Source organism: Sagittula sp. (assembly GCF_052825245.1).
In genome coordinates this window covers 1-17,084 of sequence record NZ_JBRBWD010000065.1, presented here as the reverse complement: position 1 = coordinate 17,084, position 17,084 = coordinate 1, and the positions used below count along the sequence as shown (strand labels likewise).

Annotated in this window: 12 protein-coding genes and 1 pseudogene; 7 read left to right on the top strand and 6 right to left on the bottom strand. The window is 65.5% G+C overall.

Annotated features, from left to right (window positions below; translation table 11 throughout):
* Window positions 1-2: 2 nt before the first annotated feature.
* Complete coding sequence (locus tag ACU0DV_RS25290; protein WP_076694759.1) at window positions 3-1,241, bottom strand: aromatic ring-hydroxylating oxygenase subunit alpha; 1,239 nt, start codon at window positions 1,239-1,241, stop codon at window positions 3-5.
* A gap of 157 nt (window positions 1,242-1,398) precedes the next feature.
* Here ACU0DV_RS25290 and ACU0DV_RS25285 point away from each other — a divergent pair, with 157 nt between their 5' ends.
* Entirely contained in the window at window positions 1,399-2,283 is an 885-nt protein-coding gene (locus ACU0DV_RS25285) for a LysR family transcriptional regulator (protein ID WP_076694761.1), read from the top strand.
* A 307-nt stretch (window positions 2,284-2,590) separates the two neighbouring features.
* Here ACU0DV_RS25285 and ACU0DV_RS25280 read toward each other — a convergent pair whose 3' ends face one another.
* The 4 genes from ACU0DV_RS25280 to ACU0DV_RS25265 all read right to left on the bottom strand — a co-directional run bounded on the left by ACU0DV_RS25280 (window position 2,591) and on the right by ACU0DV_RS25265 (window position 7,888).
* Window positions 2,591-5,152: a GcvT family protein gene (locus ACU0DV_RS25280; protein WP_446273626.1), complete on the bottom strand. Its 2,562-nt coding sequence runs from the start codon at window positions 5,150-5,152 to the stop codon at window positions 2,591-2,593.
* A gap of 120 nt (window positions 5,153-5,272) precedes the next feature.
* Window positions 5,273-6,157: a bifunctional methylenetetrahydrofolate dehydrogenase/methenyltetrahydrofolate cyclohydrolase FolD gene (folD, locus tag ACU0DV_RS25275; RefSeq protein ID WP_446273625.1), complete on the bottom strand. Its 885-nt coding sequence runs from the start codon at window positions 6,155-6,157 to the stop codon at window positions 5,273-5,275.
* Window positions 6,158-6,185: 28 nt separating this feature from the next.
* Entirely contained in the window at window positions 6,186-7,118 is a 933-nt protein-coding gene (locus ACU0DV_RS25270; RefSeq protein WP_446273624.1) for an electron transfer flavoprotein subunit alpha/FixB family protein, read from the bottom strand.
* Window positions 7,119-7,138: 20 nt separating this feature from the next.
* Window positions 7,139-7,888: an electron transfer flavoprotein subunit beta/FixA family protein gene (locus ACU0DV_RS25265; RefSeq protein ID WP_446273623.1), complete on the bottom strand. Its 750-nt coding sequence runs from the start codon at window positions 7,886-7,888 to the stop codon at window positions 7,139-7,141.
* Between the two features lie 310 nt (window positions 7,889-8,198).
* On the opposite strand from ACU0DV_RS25265, the gene ACU0DV_RS25260 reads away from it, so the two are divergent.
* Window positions 8,199-9,245: a GlxA family transcriptional regulator gene (locus tag ACU0DV_RS25260; protein ID WP_446273622.1), complete on the top strand. Its 1,047-nt coding sequence runs from the start codon at window positions 8,199-8,201 to the stop codon at window positions 9,243-9,245.
* A gap of 58 nt (window positions 9,246-9,303) precedes the next feature.
* Here ACU0DV_RS25260 and ACU0DV_RS25255 read toward each other — a convergent pair whose 3' ends face one another.
* Entirely contained in the window at window positions 9,304-10,944 is a 1,641-nt protein-coding gene (locus tag ACU0DV_RS25255) for a BCCT family transporter (protein WP_446273621.1), read from the bottom strand.
* A gap of 569 nt (window positions 10,945-11,513) precedes the next feature.
* Between ACU0DV_RS25255 and ACU0DV_RS25250 the strand changes: the two genes are divergently transcribed.
* The 5 genes and pseudogenes from ACU0DV_RS25250 to glyA all read left to right on the top strand — a co-directional run.
* Window positions 11,514-12,767, top strand: a complete 1,254-nt coding sequence (locus tag ACU0DV_RS25250; protein ID WP_446273620.1) for a sarcosine oxidase subunit beta family protein — start codon at window positions 11,514-11,516, stop codon at window positions 12,765-12,767.
* 16 nt (window positions 12,768-12,783) lie between these two features.
* The gene (locus tag ACU0DV_RS25245; RefSeq protein ID WP_076694775.1) at window positions 12,784-13,086 is read left to right on the top strand and encodes a sarcosine oxidase subunit delta; all 303 of its coding nucleotides are present in this window, start codon (window positions 12,784-12,786) and stop codon (window positions 13,084-13,086) included.
* Window positions 13,083-16,073: a sarcosine oxidase subunit alpha gene (locus tag ACU0DV_RS25240; protein ID WP_446273619.1), complete on the top strand. Its 2,991-nt coding sequence runs from the start codon at window positions 13,083-13,085 to the stop codon at window positions 16,071-16,073. The genes ACU0DV_RS25245 and ACU0DV_RS25240 overlap by 4 nt, the downstream gene beginning before the upstream one ends.
* A 10-nt stretch (window positions 16,074-16,083) precedes the next feature.
* Window positions 16,084-16,638, top strand: a complete 555-nt coding sequence (locus ACU0DV_RS25235) for a sarcosine oxidase subunit gamma (protein ID WP_446273618.1) — start codon at window positions 16,084-16,086, stop codon at window positions 16,636-16,638.
* 21 nt (window positions 16,639-16,659) lie between these two features.
* Window positions 16,660-17,084, top strand: a pseudogene (gene glyA / locus ACU0DV_RS25230) (serine hydroxymethyltransferase); the annotation flags it as partial.

Sequence of the window (17,084 nt, the reverse complement as noted above, 5' to 3'; positions counted from 1 at the left end):
CTTTACTCCGCTGCGAGGGTGGAAGGGGTGTGCGCGGCGCGCATGCGGTCGAGATACCAGCTCACGAACTGGGCGACGCCATCCTCATGGGTGGTCGAGTACGGGCCGGGTTCGTAGACCGGCGAGTTGATGCCCTGCTGGTTGTCCTCGACGACGCGGCGGTCCTCGTCATTGGTGTGGGTCCAGACGCGGGTGAGGTTCTCGAGATCGTAATCCACGCCCTCGACCGCATCCTTGTTGACCAGCCAGGTGGTCTGCACCTCGGTTTCCTGCGGGCCGATCGGGGTCACGCGGAAGGTGATCGAGTGATCGGTGAGGAAGTGGTTCCATGTGGTCGGGTAGTGGAACATCAGCAGCGTGCCGGCGTCTAGGAAGGGTACCTGGCCCAGGCGCTTCTGCACGGCGATCTTGCCGTTCACCGTATAGCTCTCGGCGCCGTCGAGCAGCGGCATGCGCGCCACGCGGAACTGGCCGTCCTCGCCCATGCGGAAGCGCGACGGCGCACCGGCACCCTCAAGACGGTTGAAGTGGGTCTCGACCTTTTCGGGGAAGGTGCCATCGGCGCTGACGCCGGTGATCGTCGGATCCTCGGGATAGGTGCGGCAGAGGTCGGGGTGGTTGCCGGCGCAGTGATAGCACTCGCGGTTGTTCTCCCAGACCAGTTTCCAGTTGCCCTTTTCGATGATCGTCGACTGATGCGCGACCTTGGCATTGGACAGGTCGTGCACGCCCAGATAGGGGGCGACGGTGCCGGCGAAAGCGTCGAAATCGGGGGCGTCTGCGGCGAGGCAGATATAGACCAGCCCGGCGACGGTGCGGCAGTGCACCGGCTTCAGCCCGTGCTGGGACGGGTCGAAATCGGCACCCATGTCGCGCGCCCAGATGAGCTTGCCGTCCAGATCGTAAGTCCACTGGTGATAGGGGCAGGTGAGCTTGGCGACGCGGCCCTGGGAGGCCGAGCAGATCACCGAGCCGCGGTGGCGGCAGGTGTTGTGGAAGGCGCGGATCTCGCCCTTGCCGTCGCGGATGGCGATGACGTCATAAGCGCCGATCTTCAGGCGCTGATAGGCGCCGGTCTTGTCGAGCATGCAGGCCGGGAAGGCATAGAGCCATTCGCGGTAGAAGATCGTTTCGAGATCGGCCTCGAAGATTTCGGGCGTGGTGTAGAAGGGCTGCTGGAGCGCATGGCCGGGGCGGTGCTGGACGAGCAGGTCGGAGAGCGGGGCGGTCTGGCTTGCCATATCGGAACTCCTGTCGCGGGAGAGGGGGGAATTTCCGGCAAAGAGACATTCCACAGACTCGTTGACAATTGGCAAAAATCTCATCTGGGTTTAGTCTGACTAAACTCTCTCGCGATTTGTTCCATTCGCGACATACCTTGCCTGAAAGCGACCGAAGATGCCGAAACCCTATGATTTGCCATCTCTTGGCGATCTTGCCTGTTTCGAAGCCGCTGCCCGAAATTTAAGCTTCAAGATGGCGGCGGCGGAGATGAACGTGACCCCGGCGGCGGTCAGCCATCGAATCAAGGCGCTGGAGGAAGAGCTGGGCCAGCCGCTTTTCAACCGCCATTATCGGGGGGTGGAGCTGACCGAGGCGGGGGCGCTTCTGTTCGTTTCGCTGCAACGCGGCTTCGAGGGGATTTCGGAAAGCGTCGCCCGCATCCGAAGCCGCCACGACCGCAGCGGCGTGTCGATCGCCGCCACAACGGCGATGAGCGGGCTCTGGCTGACGCCCCGGCTCGCGGCCTTCTGGAAGGCGCATCCGGGTGTGGCGATTTCGCAGATGATCGAGGATTACAGCCGGGCGCGGGGCGTCGATCTGAGCATCCACTACGGCGATCCGGCGTTGGAGGATGATGAGACCCGGGTGCTCTTCCGCGACCGCATCCTGGCACTGGGGACAGAGCAGTTCGCCGAAAGCTACGGCATTCGCGATATCTCGGATCTGCTGGACGTGCCGCTGATCCACACGCAATCGGGGGTGAACGCCTGGACGGAATGGCCGGAATGGTTCTCGACCCTGGGCCGGACCGCGCCGCAGGGGCCGGGGTTCTTCCTCAACAATTACCTGATCTCGCTGAAGGCCGCCGAGGACCATGTCGGCGCGGTGCTGGGCTGGGAGGGGCTGCTGGGCGGCTATCTCGACAGCGGGCGGCTGGTGCAGCTGGTGCCCGAGGCGATGGAGTCGCCGCACCCGTTCTACCTGCGCATCCACGGCCGCGCCTCGGCCAATGCCCGGCTCTTCGCGGACTGGCTGGCAGAACAGGAGACGCCGCTTTAGCGGGAGTGTGTGCGTCGGGGGCGGTGGGCAGATTGCCCACCCTACGATTGTGCATTGCCTTGGCGCGGAACAAGCCCGCAGGGTGCCTCTCACACATCGCAAAGCGATGTGTGAGAGGCAGGCGTTTGCAAGCAAACGCCGAGAGGCGCGTCAGCGCCGGATCGTGGGCTGGCGCTTGCGCGGCTCGTACTGCCTTCCCGATCTTACGAACCACGTAGGGTGGGCAATCTGCCCACCGCTCCGCACAACAAAAAACTCCGGCGGAAAACCGCCGGAGTCGCTTGAGTTTATCTATACCGATCCGGCCTCAGCTGCGCGGCTTGAGGTTCTCCGGGTCGTAGAGCGGCGCATAGCCCACCCCGGCGACCTCGACCGGGTAGGTCTCGTCGAAATAGGTGACGTTCAGCGTGCGCCCGACCTGGCAGTAATCCCAGGGCAGATAGGCCAGCATGATGTTCTTGCCGACCGTCGGACCGAAGGCCTGCGAGCTGGTGTAGGAGCGGCGGCCCAGCTCGTCGACCAGCACCTTGCCGGTCTCCGGATCCATCACCGGCATGGTGTTCACCGGGTAGCGGGCAACGCCCTTGCTGTCGGTGTTGTCGGTCATCACCAGCGTGCAGAGCATCGCCGGCTGGTGCTCGCGGGCACGGTATTCCAGGTGCTTCTCCTTGCCCCGGAACTCCGCTTCCTTGACCTTCGGACGCGCCAGATCGGCCTCGTAGAGGTTGTACTCCGTTTGCAGGTCGGCGTTTTGCAGGCGCAGGGATTTCTCCAGCCGCCGCGAGTTGGCGTAGGTCTCGACACCCACCGCCATCACGCCGGCATCGCGTAGCGCATCCCAGACGGCCAGACCGTCCTCATAGGCCATGTGAAGCTCCCAGCCCTGTTCGCCGACATAGGAGATGCGGAAGGCCGAGACTTTCTTGCCCGCGATTTCGATGGTCTTGATCGCCGCGAAGGGGAAGTTCTCTTTCTCCAGCAGGTCCGGATCGGCGACCACCTTCTTCAGGTTTTCGCGGGCGTTTGGCCCCCAGATGCCGATGGTGGTGAAATCCTCGGTCACATCCACGATGGTGACATCGAAGCCTTTGTCCTGCGCCATCCGCTTCATGTACATCTGGTCGCGCGGGCCGGCATCGGCGCCGTTCACCAGACGGCAGCGGTCTTCCATGCGGAACACGGTGAAGTCGGCGCGGACATTGCCCTCGTCATCGAGCATATGGGTGTAGATGCCCTTGCCGATATTGTTGTCGCCACCGATTTTCGCGGCGCAGAGATACTCCATCAGCGCAACGTGATCCGGGCCTGAGATGTCGGTCATATGGAAATGCGACAGGTTGATGATGCCGCAATCGGCGCTCATCTCAAGCTGCTCGGCGTTGGACACGCGCCAGAAATGGCGGTTGTCCCACTCGTTCTCGCGCACCGGCACCTGATCGGCATATTTCTCCAGCAGGTGCTCGTTGGCCGCGTAGCCATGCGCCCGCTCCCAGCCGCCGAGTTCCATGAAATAGCCGCCCAGCTCGACCTCGCGCTCGTAGAAGGGCGAGCGACGGATGCCGCGCGCGTTGGCGAAGGGCTCGCGCGGGTGGACCGGCGGGTTGTAGATCTTCTTGGCGGTCTCTTCGCAGCGGCCCCAGATGAAGTCTTCGGTGAGCTGGTAATCCTGGAAGCGCGAATAGTCGATGCCGTGATGGTCGATATGGGTGCGCCCGTCGGTCATCCAGTCGACCAGCAGCTTGGCCATGCCCGGCGCGTCCTTGACCCAGATCGCAACGGCGTACCACAACCCGCGCACCTTGCGACTTTCGCCCATGGAGGGGCCGCCATCGGTGGTGGTTTGCAGCAACCCGTTGAACGAGTGGCTCTCGTTGAAGCCCAGCTCGGCGAGGATCGGGGTCAGCTCCATCGCCTTTTCGAGCGGCTCGATCACGTCTTCGAGTTCGAGGTCGCGCATGGACGGCCCGAGGCGTGCCTGGCCCTTTTCGAGAATGTCGCGCGGATGCACCATGCGCGGCTCGTTCTCGTAGTAATAGCCCCATTCGATCTGACCGCCCTCGGTGGTCGAGGGGTCGCCGGTGTCGCGCAGATAGGCGGAGTTGCCCTGGTCGCGCAGCAGTGGGCGGCCGATCTCGAGGCCGGTGCCGGCGAACTCGTCATAGGGTCCGAAGAAGGTCAGCGGGTGGTCGACAGGCATGACGGGCAGGTCTTCGCCTACCATATCGGCGATCAGGCGGCCCCAGAGGCCGGCGCAGACGATGACGTGATCGGCCATGATGGTGCCGCGATGGGTCTTCACGCCGACAACGCGCCCGTTCTCCTGGATCAGTTCCAGCGCCGGGGTGTTTGCGAAGGCGCGCAGCTTGCCGGCCTTTTCGCCGGCATCCACCAGCTTGCCCGCGACGGTCTGCGAGCGCGGCACGACGAGACCGGCATCCGGATCCCACATGGCGCCCTGGATCTGGTCTTCCTCGAGCAGCGGGAATTTCTCTTTCGCCTCGGCGGCGGAGATCATCTTGACGCGGGTGCCGAAGGCGCGGCCGGAATCGCAGCGGCGCTTGAGCTCTTCCAGGCGCCCGTCATCGCCGACGCGGGCAACTTCGATGCCGCCGATACGGCTGTAATGGCCAAGCTTTTCGTAGAAATCGACCGAGTAATTCGAGGTCCAGGTGGTCAGCTGGTCATGCGCGGTGACATAGCAGAAATCCGACGCGTGGCCGGTGGAGCCGATATCGGTGGGGATAGCCGATTTGTCGATGCCGACGATATTGTCCCAGCCGCGCTCGATCAGGTGATGCGCGACCGATGCGCCGACGATGCCGCCGAGACCGACGATGACGACGTTTGCACGTTCAGGAAACGAAGACATGGGTGATTCCACTTGTTCGAGAGGTTTGCGGGCAGAGTAAGTATGAACCGGCGCGGCACTGCGGCCCAACCGGCATTCACCGCGCGAAAAACGACCGTTTCACGCGCGGCGGGGAGAAGGTTACCAGAGTTGCGGCGCGGGCAGCCCGGCGCGGCGATAGGCGGCGAGCATGGTGTTGTGCATCAGGCTCATGATGGTCATCGGTCCAACGCCGCCGGGCACCGGCGTGATGGCGCGGGCTTTTTGCGCGGCGCCGGCGAAATCGACATCGCCGACGAGGCGTTTCTCGCCGTCGCGGATCACCCGGCTGGTGCCCACGTCGATGACCGTGGCGCCCGGCTTGATCCAGTCGCCCTGGATCATCTCGGCCGAGCCGACGGCGGCCACGACGATATCCGCCTTGCCGACCTTCTCCGCCAGGTCGCGGGTGCGCGAATGCGCCAGCGTCACCGTGCAGTTCTCGGCCAGCAGCAGCTGCGCCATCGGCTTGCCGACGAGGATCGAGCGGCCCACGACGATGGCGTCGAGCCCCGAGAGATCGCCCAGCGAATCCCGCAGCAGCATCAGGCAGCCGAGCGGCGTGCAGGAGGTCAGGCCCGGCAGCCCGGAGGCGAGGTAGCCCGCGTTGACCGGGTGCAGCCCGTCCACATCCTTGGCCGGGTCGATGGCCTCGACCACGGCAAGGCTGTCGAGATGCCGGGGCAGGGGGAGCTGCACGAGGATGCCGTCGACGCTGTCATCGGCATTGAGCTCCGCCACCAGCGCCAGCAGCGCCGCCTGGGTGGTGTCCTCGGGCAGCACATGCTCGAAGCTTTCCATGCCCAGCTTGCGGGCCATGCGGCCCTTGCTGCGGACATAGACCTCGCTGGCCGGATCGGTGCCCACCAGCACCACCGCAAGGCCGGGCGCGCGCCCGGTCTCGGTGGTGAAGGCGGCGACGCTTTCGGCGATCTTGTCGCCAAGCCCTGCGGCATAGGCCTTGCCGTCGATGATATGCGCGGTCATGGGCGGTCTCCCTTCCCCGTGGCTGGCGTCAGAGCTGGCTTTCGAGTTGCGGCAATACGTCGAAGAGATCGCCCACCAGACCGTAATCGGCGACCTGGAAGATCGGCGCCTCTTCATCGGTGTTGATCGCGACGATGATCTTGGAGTCCTTCATCCCCGCCAGGTGCTGGATCGCGCCCGAGATGCCGCAGGCGACATAGAGATCCGGTGCCACCACCTTGCCGGTCTGGCCGACCTGGAAGTCGTTCGGCGCATAGCCCGCATCGACCGCCGCGCGCGACGCGCCGACAGCGGCGCCGAGCTTGTCGGCAACGGGGTTGAGCACCGCCTGGAACTTCTCTTCCGAGCCGAGCGCGCGCCCGCCGGAGACGATGATCTTGGCCGAGCTCAGCTCGGGACGGTCGCTGATCGAGAGGATGTTCTCCACGAAACGCGACAGCTCGGCGCCCTCGCTGCCCGCCTCGACGGTCTTGACCGGGGCGCTTGCATCGGCGGCAGCGGCAGCAAACCCGGCGGTGCGCACGGTGAGCACCTTTTTCGCCTCGCTGCTCTGCACCACCTCGATGGCGTTGCCGGCGTAGATCGGGCGCTTGAACGTATCGGCGGAGACCACCTCGATCACTTCCGAGATCTGCATCACGTCGAGCAGCGCGGCGACGCGCGGCAGCACGTTCTTGCCGGTGGTGGTCGCCGGCGCGAGGATGGTGTCGTAATCGCCCGCCAGCGCCACGATCAGCGCGGCGGTGGGCTCGGCCAGACGCTGCTCCAGCGCGTCGCCCTCGGCCAGCAGCACCGAACGCACGCCGGTGAGCTTGGCGGCCTCATCAGCCACGGCGGCGGCGCCCTTGCCGGCGATCAGGATATCGACCTCGCCGCCGATCTGGGTCGCGGCGGTCAGGGTCTTTGCGGTGGCTTCGGAAAGCGCCGCGTTGTCGTGGTCTGCAAAGAGAAGAATAGCCATGGTCTTTGGTCCCCGTCCGGTCAGATGACGCCAGCTTCGTTTTTCAGCTTGTCGAGCAGTTCGGCAACCGAGCCGACCTTCACACCGGCCTGACGGCCCGCGGGCTCCTCGACGCGCAGCACGTTCAGGCGGCGCGCAACATCGACGCCGAAATCCTCGGGCGTCTTGGTGTCGAGCGGTTTTTTCTTTGCCTTCATGATGTTCGGCAGCGAGGCATAGCGCGGCTCGTTGAGGCGCAGGTCGGCGGTGACGATGGCGGGCAGGGTGACTTCGATCGCCTGAAGGCCGCCGTCGACCTCGCGCGTCACCTTGGCCATATCGCCCGACAGCGCGATCTCGGAGGCAAAGGTCGCCTGCGACCAGCCTAGCAGCGCCGAAAGCATCTGCCCGGTCTGGTTGCAATCGTCGTCGATGGCCTGCTTGCCCAGGATCACCAGGCCCGGCTCTTCCTCGGCGACCACGCCCTTGAGGAGCTTTGCGACGGTGAGCGGCTCGGTGGTGCCTTCGGTGGTGATCAGGATGGCGCGGTCGGCGCCCATGGCCAGCGCGGTGCGCAGCACGTCTTGCGCCTGCGCGGGGCCGATGGAGACCACGATGACCTCAGAGGCGGTGCCGGCTTCCTTCAGGCGCACCGCCTGCTCGACGGCGATCTCGTCGAACGGGTTCATCGACATCTTGACGTTGGCCAGATCGACACCGCTGCCATCCGCGCTGACGCGGATTTTGACGTTGTAATCGACGACCCGTTTCACAGGCACCAGGACTTTCATGCCAGTTCCTCTCTGTCAGAGCCCCGGGCGCGCCGGGACAGATGCGCCCGGGCTTTGCTGCCGGGCCGGTTGTGTTCGGTAGAACGGGTGCGACGTGCAATCTGCTGTGTCTGCCGTTCCGTTTTCGATGCGGGGACGCGCCCGCTTTGCTTGATTGGGCGCTGCCATGCCTCACAGACAGGCAGTCACCCGGATTCGTGATCGGAACTATTGCGATGAAGCGCCTCGAAAAAACAGGACGATTGCGTCAACCCGGGATTATGGCTACGACACCGGATCAGAAAATTCCCCTGAGCGGCGGAGCGACCCGATGGAGACACGATCCGAGCTGCCAAGACCGGCCCCCCGCAACGCCGCGAGCCGTGCCCTGCGTGCGCGTCCCGAGGGCGCGCGGCTGAATGTGGGCTTTATCCTGGCCAAGCGATTCACCCTCTGCGCCTTCGCGAATTTCGTGGACGTTCTGAGGCTTGCCGCCGACGAGGGCGACCGTTCGCGCCCCATCCTGTGTAACTGGACGGTGCTCTCGGACACGATGGATGCGGTCTCGTCGAGCTGCGGCATCACCGTGCAGCCCAAGGAGCGGCTGGGGGACCCGACGCGATTCGACTATATCGTCGTGGTCGGCGGGCTGATGGACGAGATGCCCGGGCTCAGCGCCGCCTATGTGCGCTTCCTGCATCAGGCGGCAGAGGCGGGCGTGCCGCTGGTGGGCATCTGCACCGGCGCCTTCATGCTGCACCAGGCGGGGCTGCTCGACGGCTACCGCTGCTGTGTGAGCTGGTTCCACCACGCCGATTTCCTCGAACAGTTCGAAGGGCTGAACCCGGTGGCCGACCAGATCTTTGTGGTCGATGGCGACCGGCTGACCTGTTCGGGCGGTGCCAGTTCGGCGCATCTGGCGGCCTATCTGGTCGACAAGCATGTGGGCCGGGCGCAGGCCAGCAAGAGCCTGCATATCATGATCATCGACGATGCCTTACAGGCGGAGAAACCGCAGCCCGGCATCACCATGGATTTCAAGACCCGTGACCCGATCGTGCTGCGCGCGCTCTTGCTGATGCAGCAGAATATCGACACGCCGCTTTCGGTGACCGAGGTGGCGCGGCGCATCGGGCACAGCAAGCGCCAGCTCGAGCGGCATTTCCGCGTGGCGCTCGACACCTCGCCGCAAGCGGCGTTTCTCAGCATCCGCCTGTCGCTGGCGCATCACCTCCTGGAGAGCAGCGAGAAATCCATCGCCCAGGTCGCGGTGGATTGCGGCTTTTGCGATTCCTCGCATCTCAGCCGGATGTTCCGCCGCCGCTTCGGCTGCACGCCGCTGGCACTGCGCCAGCAGCGCGATACGGCGCTCGCCTGAAACGCAAACCGCCGCGAGGGCAGGGCCCCCGCGGCGGTTGTTCAGCATGGTTCGAGACTCAGCGCGGTTCGCTTGCCAGCCCGCGCCAGATCGCGACGCACATCACCAGCAGCACCACGGTGAAGGGCAGGCCCGTCGAGATCACCATGGATTGCAGCGATTTCAGCCCGCCCGCCGAGAGCAGCAGGACAATTGCGACCACGCCCTCGAACAGGCACCAGAACACCCGCTGCGGCACCGGCGCATCGACCTTGCCGCCCGAGGTGATGGTGTCGATCACCAGCGAGCCCGAATCCGACGAGGTGACGAAGAACACGATCACCAGAACGATCCCGACAAAAGAGGTGATCGCGGTCAGCGGCATCGCGTCGAGCATGGCAAAGAGCTGGAGCGGCAGCTCGGAGTCCTGCACGGCGGTATAGCCGTCGCGCAGCACCTGGTTGATCGCCGCGCCGCCAAAGACCGACATCCAGATCACGCAGACCAGCGACGGGATGAGCAGCACGCTGATGAGGAACTCGCGCACGGTGCGCCCGCGCGAGACCCGCGCGATGAACATGCCGACGAAGGGCGACCAGGAAATCCACCAGGCCCAGTAGAAGCTTGTCCAGCCCTGCATGAAGTTCACGTCCTCGCGCCCGACCGGGTTCGACAGGGCCGGCAGGTATTCGAGATAGGCCAGAAGATAGTCGCCGATCCCGGTGAGCAGCAGGAGGCTCGGCCCGGCCAGCAGCACAAAGACCAGCAGCAGGAAGGCCAGGCCCATGTTGATCTCGGAGAGCAGTTTCACCCCGGCTTCCAGCCCGCGGATCACCGAGAACAGCGCAATGGCGGTGATGGCGATGATCAGCACGATCTGCGCGGTGCTGTTGATCGGTACGCCAAAGAGTTTGTGCAGCCCGGAATTCGCCTGCGCCGCGCCGAGGCCCAGCGAGGTGGCCAGCCCGAACAGCGTGGCGAAGACCGCGAGGATGTCGATGACATGGCCCGGCCAGCCCCAGACGCGCTCGCCGAAGATCGGGTAAAAGGCCGACCGGATGGTGAGCGGCAGCCCCTTGTTGTAGCTGAAGAGCGCGAGGCTCAGCGCCAGGATGGCGTAGATCGCCCAGGGGTGCAGCGCCCAGTGGAAGATCGAGGCGGCCATGCCGAGGCGCACCGCCTCGTCCGCATTGCCGCCCGCCGCGCCGAGCGGCGCCCAGTCGCTGCGCAGCCCGTCCGCGCCGGTGGCGGTGCCGCCCATCGAGGAAGAGAAATGGCTCAGCGGTTCGGACACGCCGTAGAACATCAGGCCGATGCCCATACCGGCGGCGAAGAGCATGGAGAACCAGCTCACATAGCTGAAATCAGGGGTGGCGTCGCGCCCGCCGAGGCGGATCTTGCCATAGGGGCTGATCACCAGCACCAGGCAGAGCAGCACGAACACGTCTGCGGCGCCGATGAAGAACCAGTCGAATCCCTTGGTGACCTCCGAGAACATCGCGCTGAACAGCGCATCCGCCTGCGCGGGCAGCGCGAGCGTAAAGATCACGAAGGCGACGACGGCAAAGGCCGAGATCGCGAAGACCGGGTTGTGCACGTCAAAGCCGAACGGCCCGACCGAGCCCTCGATATTGTCTCGGCCGATGGTGTAGTCGGTCTGGATGAGCCCGTCGGGCGGCGTTTCGGCCTCGGAGCCGTCCGTGTCGGAAATTTGCGTCAAGTGTCGTCCTCCTGTGCTGGCAATGCCTGCCGGGGTGAAGGTCCGGAATCGCCGTCCCGTCTTGACGCGGGAGCGAGCGGGATGTGGGGTGCTGGCCGGCTCTCCCGCCTGCATCGGCAGGCTGTGACCGGGAGTGCCGGGCGATTCCCACGCTCGCCTTTTGCTTTTTTGCGCTGACCTGAACCCGGACCGGAGACAGGCAAAATGTCGATCACCGGGTTATTCAGGGAAGCGTAACCACGCGGCAGAACGGGTGCGACAGGCATGCGGTAGCATCGCGACGAAACCGCCGCCGTTCAGGCCCATCCGGCGGCGAGGGCGCTCAACCTAACCGGGTTCGCGCCAGGGGCAGGGTGCGACTCGGGCTTTGTGTCCAGGGCCGCGATTCGCTCTTTCAGGCGGCATCTTCCGGGCCGGAACGGCGCGGCGTGAGGCGCCGGGGCGCTGCGGAAAAAACGTGGCGGAATGCCGTGGCGCATATCTCCACCCAACCTGTCGCAAAGCTTCACGCATCGCGCCGCGCGGATCGCTACGCAATTCCGAATACCTTCCCAGCCCGGGGTGCCATCATGACGCGTTTCAACGCTTTCAACCTTCTCAAGAACGCCCTTTCGGGGCATAAAAACTGGACCGAGCAATGGCCCGACAGCCAGCCCAAGGCCGAATACGATGTGATCATCGTCGGCGCCGGCGGCCACGGGCTGGGGGCCGCCTATTATCTGGCGACGCAGCACGGCATCACCAATATCGCGGTGATCGACAAGGGCTGGCTCGGCGGCGGCAACACCGGTCGGAACACCACGATCATCCGCTCGAACTATCTCTATGACGAGAGCGCGCGGCTCTTCGACCACGCGGTCGATCTGTGGGAAGGTCTCAGCCAGGAGCTGAACTACAACGTCATGTATTCGCGCCGCGGCTGCCTGATGCTCGCGCATAACGTGCATGACGTGCAGAGCTTCAAGCGCCACATCCACGCCAACCGCCTGAACGGTGTGGACAACCGCTGGCTGACGCCGGAGGAGTGCAAGGAATACTGCCCGCCGATCAACATCTCTCCCAATGCCCGCTATCCGGTGATGGGCGGCGCGCTTCAGGAGCGGGCCGGCACTGCGCGCCACGATGCGGTGGCCTGGGGCTATGCCCGGGGGGCCGCGATGCGCGGCGTCGACATCATCCAGAACTGCCCGGTGACGGCGATCCGCCGCAACGCCGACGGCTCCGTCGCGGGTGTCGAGACCGGCAAGGGCTTTATCAAGGCCAAGAAGGTCGCGGTCTCCGCCGCCGGCCACACCTCGGTGGTGATGGACACCGCCGGCGTGCGCCTGCCGCTGGAAAGCTATCCGCTCCAGGCGCTGGTGAGCGAGCCGGTCAAGCCGATCTTCCCCTGCGTGGTGATGTCGAACGCGGTGCACGCCTATTGCAGCCAGTCCGACAAGGGCGAGCTGGTGATCGGCTCGGGCACCGACCAGTACACCAGCTACAGCCAGCGCGGCGGCCTGCCGCTGATCGAGCACACCGTGGCGGCGATCTCCGAGGTGTTCCCGATCTTCAACCGCATGCGCATGCTACGCAAGTGGGGCGGCATCGTGGACGTCACCCCGGACCGCTCGGCGATCATCTCCAAGACCCCGGTCTCGGGGCTCTATGTCAACTGCGGCTGGGGCACCGGCGGCTTCAAGGCGACCCCGGGCGCGGCGCATACCTTTGCCTGGACCATCGCCAAGGACGAGCCGCACCCGATCAACTCGCCCTTCACCATGGAACGCTTCCGCACCGGCCGTCTCATCGACGAAGCCGCCGCTGCGGCCGTGGCCCACTGAGACGAGGTTTCCAGAGATGCTTCTGATCCATTGCCCCTATTGCAACGAAACCCTGCCCGAGGCCGAGTTCACCTATGCCGGCGAGGCGCATGTCGTGCGTCCCGAGCAGCCCTCGGGCCAGAGCGATGAACAGTGGGAAGAATTCCTGTTCATCCGCACCAATGTGAAGGGTCCGCATTACGAACGCTGGCGGCATTTCCACGGCTGCGGGCGCTTCTTCAACGCCGTGCGCGACACCGTGTCCGACAAGTTCCTGACCACCTATGAGGCGGACGCCCCGCGTCCCGATCTCTCCAGCCTGACGGAGCGCCAGAAATGAGCCAATACCGCGTTTCCGGCCGGGGCCGCGTCGATACCTCGCGCCCCGTGACCTTCACCTTTGACGGCAAGAGCTTCACCGGCGCGCAGGGCGACACCGTCGCCTCGGCGCTGCTGGCCAATGGCGTGCACCTGATGGGCCGGTCGTTCAAATACCACCGTCCGCGCGGCGCCGTTGCCGCCGGCAGCGAAGAGCCCAACGCGCTGATCGGCACCCGCCGCGGCCCGGGCCGGTTCGAGCCCAACACCCGCGCCACCGTGCAGGAGATCTGGAACGGTCTCGAGACCAATTCGCAGAACAAGTACCCGAGCCTCAAGTTCGACGTGGGCGCGGTGAACGATGCCGCCTACATGCTGTTCTCGGCGGGCTTCTACTACAAGACCTTCATGTGGCCGAAGAACTTCTGGCACAAGGTCTATGAGCCCTTCATCCGTGCCGCCGCCGGTCTGGGCGTGAGCCCCACCGAAGAGGATCCGGATCACTACGCCTCGCGCTACCTGCACTGCGATGTGCTGATCGTCGGCGCCGGCCCCACCGGCATCGCCGCCGCGCGCGCCGCTGCGGTGGACGGACTCAAGGTCGTGCTGGTGGACGAGAACGCCGAGGCCGGCGGCACGCTGCTGTCCGAGCCGCAGGCGCAGATCGACGGCCGCCCCGCATGGGACTGGCTGGCCGCCGAACTGGAGGCTCTGAAGGCGGCGGGGGTCAAGATCATGACCCGCACCACCGCCATCGGCTACTACCACCAGAACATGATCGGCATGGTCGAGAAGCTGACCGATCACCTGCCCGAGCTGCCCGAAGACACCCCGCGCGAGCGGATGTGGCGGGTGCGTGCCAAACAGGTCGTGCTGGCGCAGGGCGCACTGGAAAAGCCGCTGGTGTTCCACGGCAACGACCGCCCCGGTGTGATGCTGGCGGGCTCGGCGCAGACCTTCCTGAACCGCTATGGCGTGCTGGTCGGCAAGCGTCCGGTGATTGTCACCTCGCACGATTCCGCCTGGTTCGCGGCCTTCGATCTTCAGGATGCCGGCGCGCAGGTGCAGGCTATCGTGGATCTGCGCGAGGGCGTGCATGAGAAGCTTCTGTCGGAGGCCCGCGCCCGCGGCATCACCGTGAAGCTGTCGCACACCGCCACCGCCACCTCCGGCCGCCTGCGCGTTTCCTCGCTGCGGGTGAACCCGGTCAGTGGCGGCAGCGTCGGCGCGGGCGAAGAGATCCGCTGCGACGCGGTGCTGATGTCGGGCGGCTGGACGCCCTCGCTGCACCTCTTCTCGCACACCAAGGGCTCGCTCGCCTGGGATGACGACCGCACCACCTTCCTGCCGAAGGACACCCCCGAGGACTGCCTGATCGCCGGCGCGAGCCGCGGTCTCTGGGGCGTCGAGGCGGTGCTGAAAGACGGCGCCGAGAAGGGCCGGGAAGTCGCCGAACTGCTGGGCAAGACCCCGGCGCAGGTGGCCTATTCGGTGGCGGCTGACCGCACCGGCACCGGCATCTCGATGAAGGAGCTGCCGACCGACCGCAGCCCCGGCAAGGCCAAGGCCTTTGTCGACTATCAGAACGACGTGACCGCCAAGGACCTGCGCCTTGCCGTGCGCGAGGGCATGCGCTCCATCGAGCACGTCAAGCGCTACACCACCAACGGCATGGCCACTGATCAGGGCAAGATGTCCAACATCAACGGTCTGAACATCGCCGCCGACGCGCTTGGCAAGAAGCAGCCGCAGGTGGGTCTCACCACCTTCCGGCCGCCCTACACGCCGACCTCCTTCGGGGCCTTCGCGGGCTATCACCGGGGTGATCACTTCGAGGTCACCCGCAAGACCCAGATCGACCCCTGGGCCGAAGAGAACGGCGCGGTGTTCGAGCCGGTCAGCCAGTGGCGCCGGGCGTGGTACTTCCCGAAAGCGGGCGAGGACATGGATGCCGCCGTGGCGCGCGAATGCGCCGCGACCCGCAAGTCGGTGGGCATCTTCGACGCCTCCACGCTGGGCAAGATCGAGGTGGTCGGTCCCGACGCGGTCGAGTTCATGAACCGCATGTACACCAACCCCTGGACCAAGCTGGGCGTGGGCCGCTGCCGCTATGGCCTGCTGCTGGGCGATGACGGCTATATCCGCGACGACGGCGTGATCGGGCGTCTGGGTCAGGACAAATTCCACGTCACCACCACCACCGGCGGCGCGGCACGGGTCATGAACATGATGGAGGATTATCTCCAGACCGAATGGCCCGATCTCAATGTCTGGCTGACCTCGACCACCGAACAATGGTCGACCATCGCCCTGAACGGCCCCAACGCCGCCAAGCTTCTGGCGCCGCTGGTCGAGGGCGTGGAGCTGACCGAAGAGACCTTCCCGCACATGTCCTGCGTGGAATGCACCGTGGCGGGCATGCCCGCGCGGCTCTTCCGGGTGAGCTTTACCGGCGAGATCGGCTTCGAGGTCAACGTGCCGGCGCCCATGGGCCGCCAGCTCTGGGAAACCCTGTGGGAGGCGGGCCAGCAATACGGCATTACCGCCTATGGCACCGAGACCATGCACGTCCTGCGGGCCGAGAAGGGCTATATCATCGTCGGTCAGGACACTGACGGCACGGTGACGCCTTACGACGCCGGCATGGGCTGGGCCGTGGGCAAGAAGAAGCCCGATTTCGTCGGCATGCGCGGCCTTGCGCGGCCCGATCTTCAGGCCAAGGACCGCAAGCAGCTCGTCGGTCTTCTGACCGAGGACAGCAGCAAGCTGGAAGAGGGGGCGCAGATCGTCTTCGATCCCAAGCAGCCGGTTCCGATGACCATGGTGGGGCATGTGACCTCCTCCTACGACACCGGCACCACCGGGCGCCCCATCGCGCTCGCGCTGGTCGAGGGCGGGCACAAGAAACTGGGCGAGACCGTCTATATCCCGATGCCCGACCGCACCATCGCCGCCAAGATCACCTCGACGATCTTCGTCGATCCCGAAAACGCCCGTCTGAAGATCTGAGGAGCCTGTCATGAACGCACCTGTATCCTCCTTCACCTCCGGCGCGCTGGTCGAGACCAGCGCCGCCCGGATCAGCAAGGCCCCCGCCATCGGCCGGCTGTCGCTGCGTGCCCGTGGCGATCTGGCGCCCTTCGGGGCGGCGCTCGGGGTGGCGCTGCCGCTCTCCATCGGTCAGCGCGCCTCGGTGGACGGGACGGAGATCATCCGGCTCGGCCCCGACGAATGGACGCTGACCACGCCGGTGCCGCGCACCGCCCAGATCGAGGCGGCCTTTGCCGAGATCTACGAGGCACATCCTCATAGCCTGGTTGACATCTCTGGCCGTGAGGTCACTTTCGAGATCGAAGGCACGCAGGCCGCCGAGCTGCTGACTCTGGGCTGCCCGCGCGACATCGAGACGATCCTGCCCGGCCAGGGCCGCCGCACGGTGTTCGACGGGGTGACCGTCGTGCTCTGGCGCGACGCTGAGGACCGTTTCCGCATGGATGTGTGGCAAAGCTTTGCACCGCATGTCCTGGCGCTGCTCGACACCGGCTGCCGCGAACTCGCGGCACAGTCCCACTGACCTTTTCTCAGGATCGCATCCATGTTCGACCATCTTCCCAAGACCCGTATCGGTGATGCCGAGATCGCCTCTGCCGTGGCCGAGGAGCTCGACCGCCAGCAGAGCCAGATCGAGCTGATCGCCTCTGAAAACATCGTCTCCGCCGATGTCATGGCGGCGCAGGGCTCTGTGCTCACCAACAAATATGCCGAAGGTTACCCGGGCAAGCGCTATTACGGCGGCTGCGAATTCGTCGACAAGGTCGAGACCGTGGCCATCGAACGGCTCAAGCAGCTCTTCGGCGCGGGCTTTGCCAACGTGCAGCCGCATTCCGGCGCGCAGGCCAACCAGGCGGTGTTCCTGGCGCTGCTGCAACCGGGCGACCGCATCATGGGCCTGAACCTCGCCCATGGCGGCCACCTCACCCACGGCTCGCCGGTCACCATGTCGGGCAAATGGTTCGACGT

Coding starts and splice junctions, on each gene's coding strand:
- ACU0DV_RS25235 (WP_446273618.1), top strand. CDS start 16,084: ATGAACGCACCTGTATCCTCCTTCACCTCCGGCGCGCTGGTCGAGACC.
- ACU0DV_RS25245 (WP_076694775.1), top strand. CDS start 12,784: ATGCTTCTGATCCATTGCCCCTATTGCAACGAAACCCTGCCCGAGGCC.
- ACU0DV_RS25270 (WP_446273624.1), bottom strand. CDS start 7,118: ATGGCTATTCTTCTCTTTGCAGACCACGACAACGCGGCGCTTTCCGAA.
- ACU0DV_RS25285 (WP_076694761.1), top strand. CDS start 1,399: ATGCCGAAACCCTATGATTTGCCATCTCTTGGCGATCTTGCCTGTTTC.
- ACU0DV_RS25290 (WP_076694759.1), bottom strand. CDS start 1,241: ATGGCAAGCCAGACCGCCCCGCTCTCCGACCTGCTCGTCCAGCACCGC.
- ACU0DV_RS25240 (WP_446273619.1), top strand. CDS start 13,083: ATGAGCCAATACCGCGTTTCCGGCCGGGGCCGCGTCGATACCTCGCGC.
- ACU0DV_RS25250 (WP_446273620.1), top strand. CDS start 11,514: ATGACGCGTTTCAACGCTTTCAACCTTCTCAAGAACGCCCTTTCGGGG.
- ACU0DV_RS25260 (WP_446273622.1), top strand. CDS start 8,199: ATGGAGACACGATCCGAGCTGCCAAGACCGGCCCCCCGCAACGCCGCG.
- ACU0DV_RS25265 (WP_446273623.1), bottom strand. CDS start 7,888: ATGAAAGTCCTGGTGCCTGTGAAACGGGTCGTCGATTACAACGTCAAA.
- folD (WP_446273625.1), bottom strand. CDS start 6,157: ATGACCGCGCATATCATCGACGGCAAGGCCTATGCCGCAGGGCTTGGC.
- ACU0DV_RS25280 (WP_446273626.1), bottom strand. CDS start 5,152: ATGTCTTCGTTTCCTGAACGTGCAAACGTCGTCATCGTCGGTCTCGGC.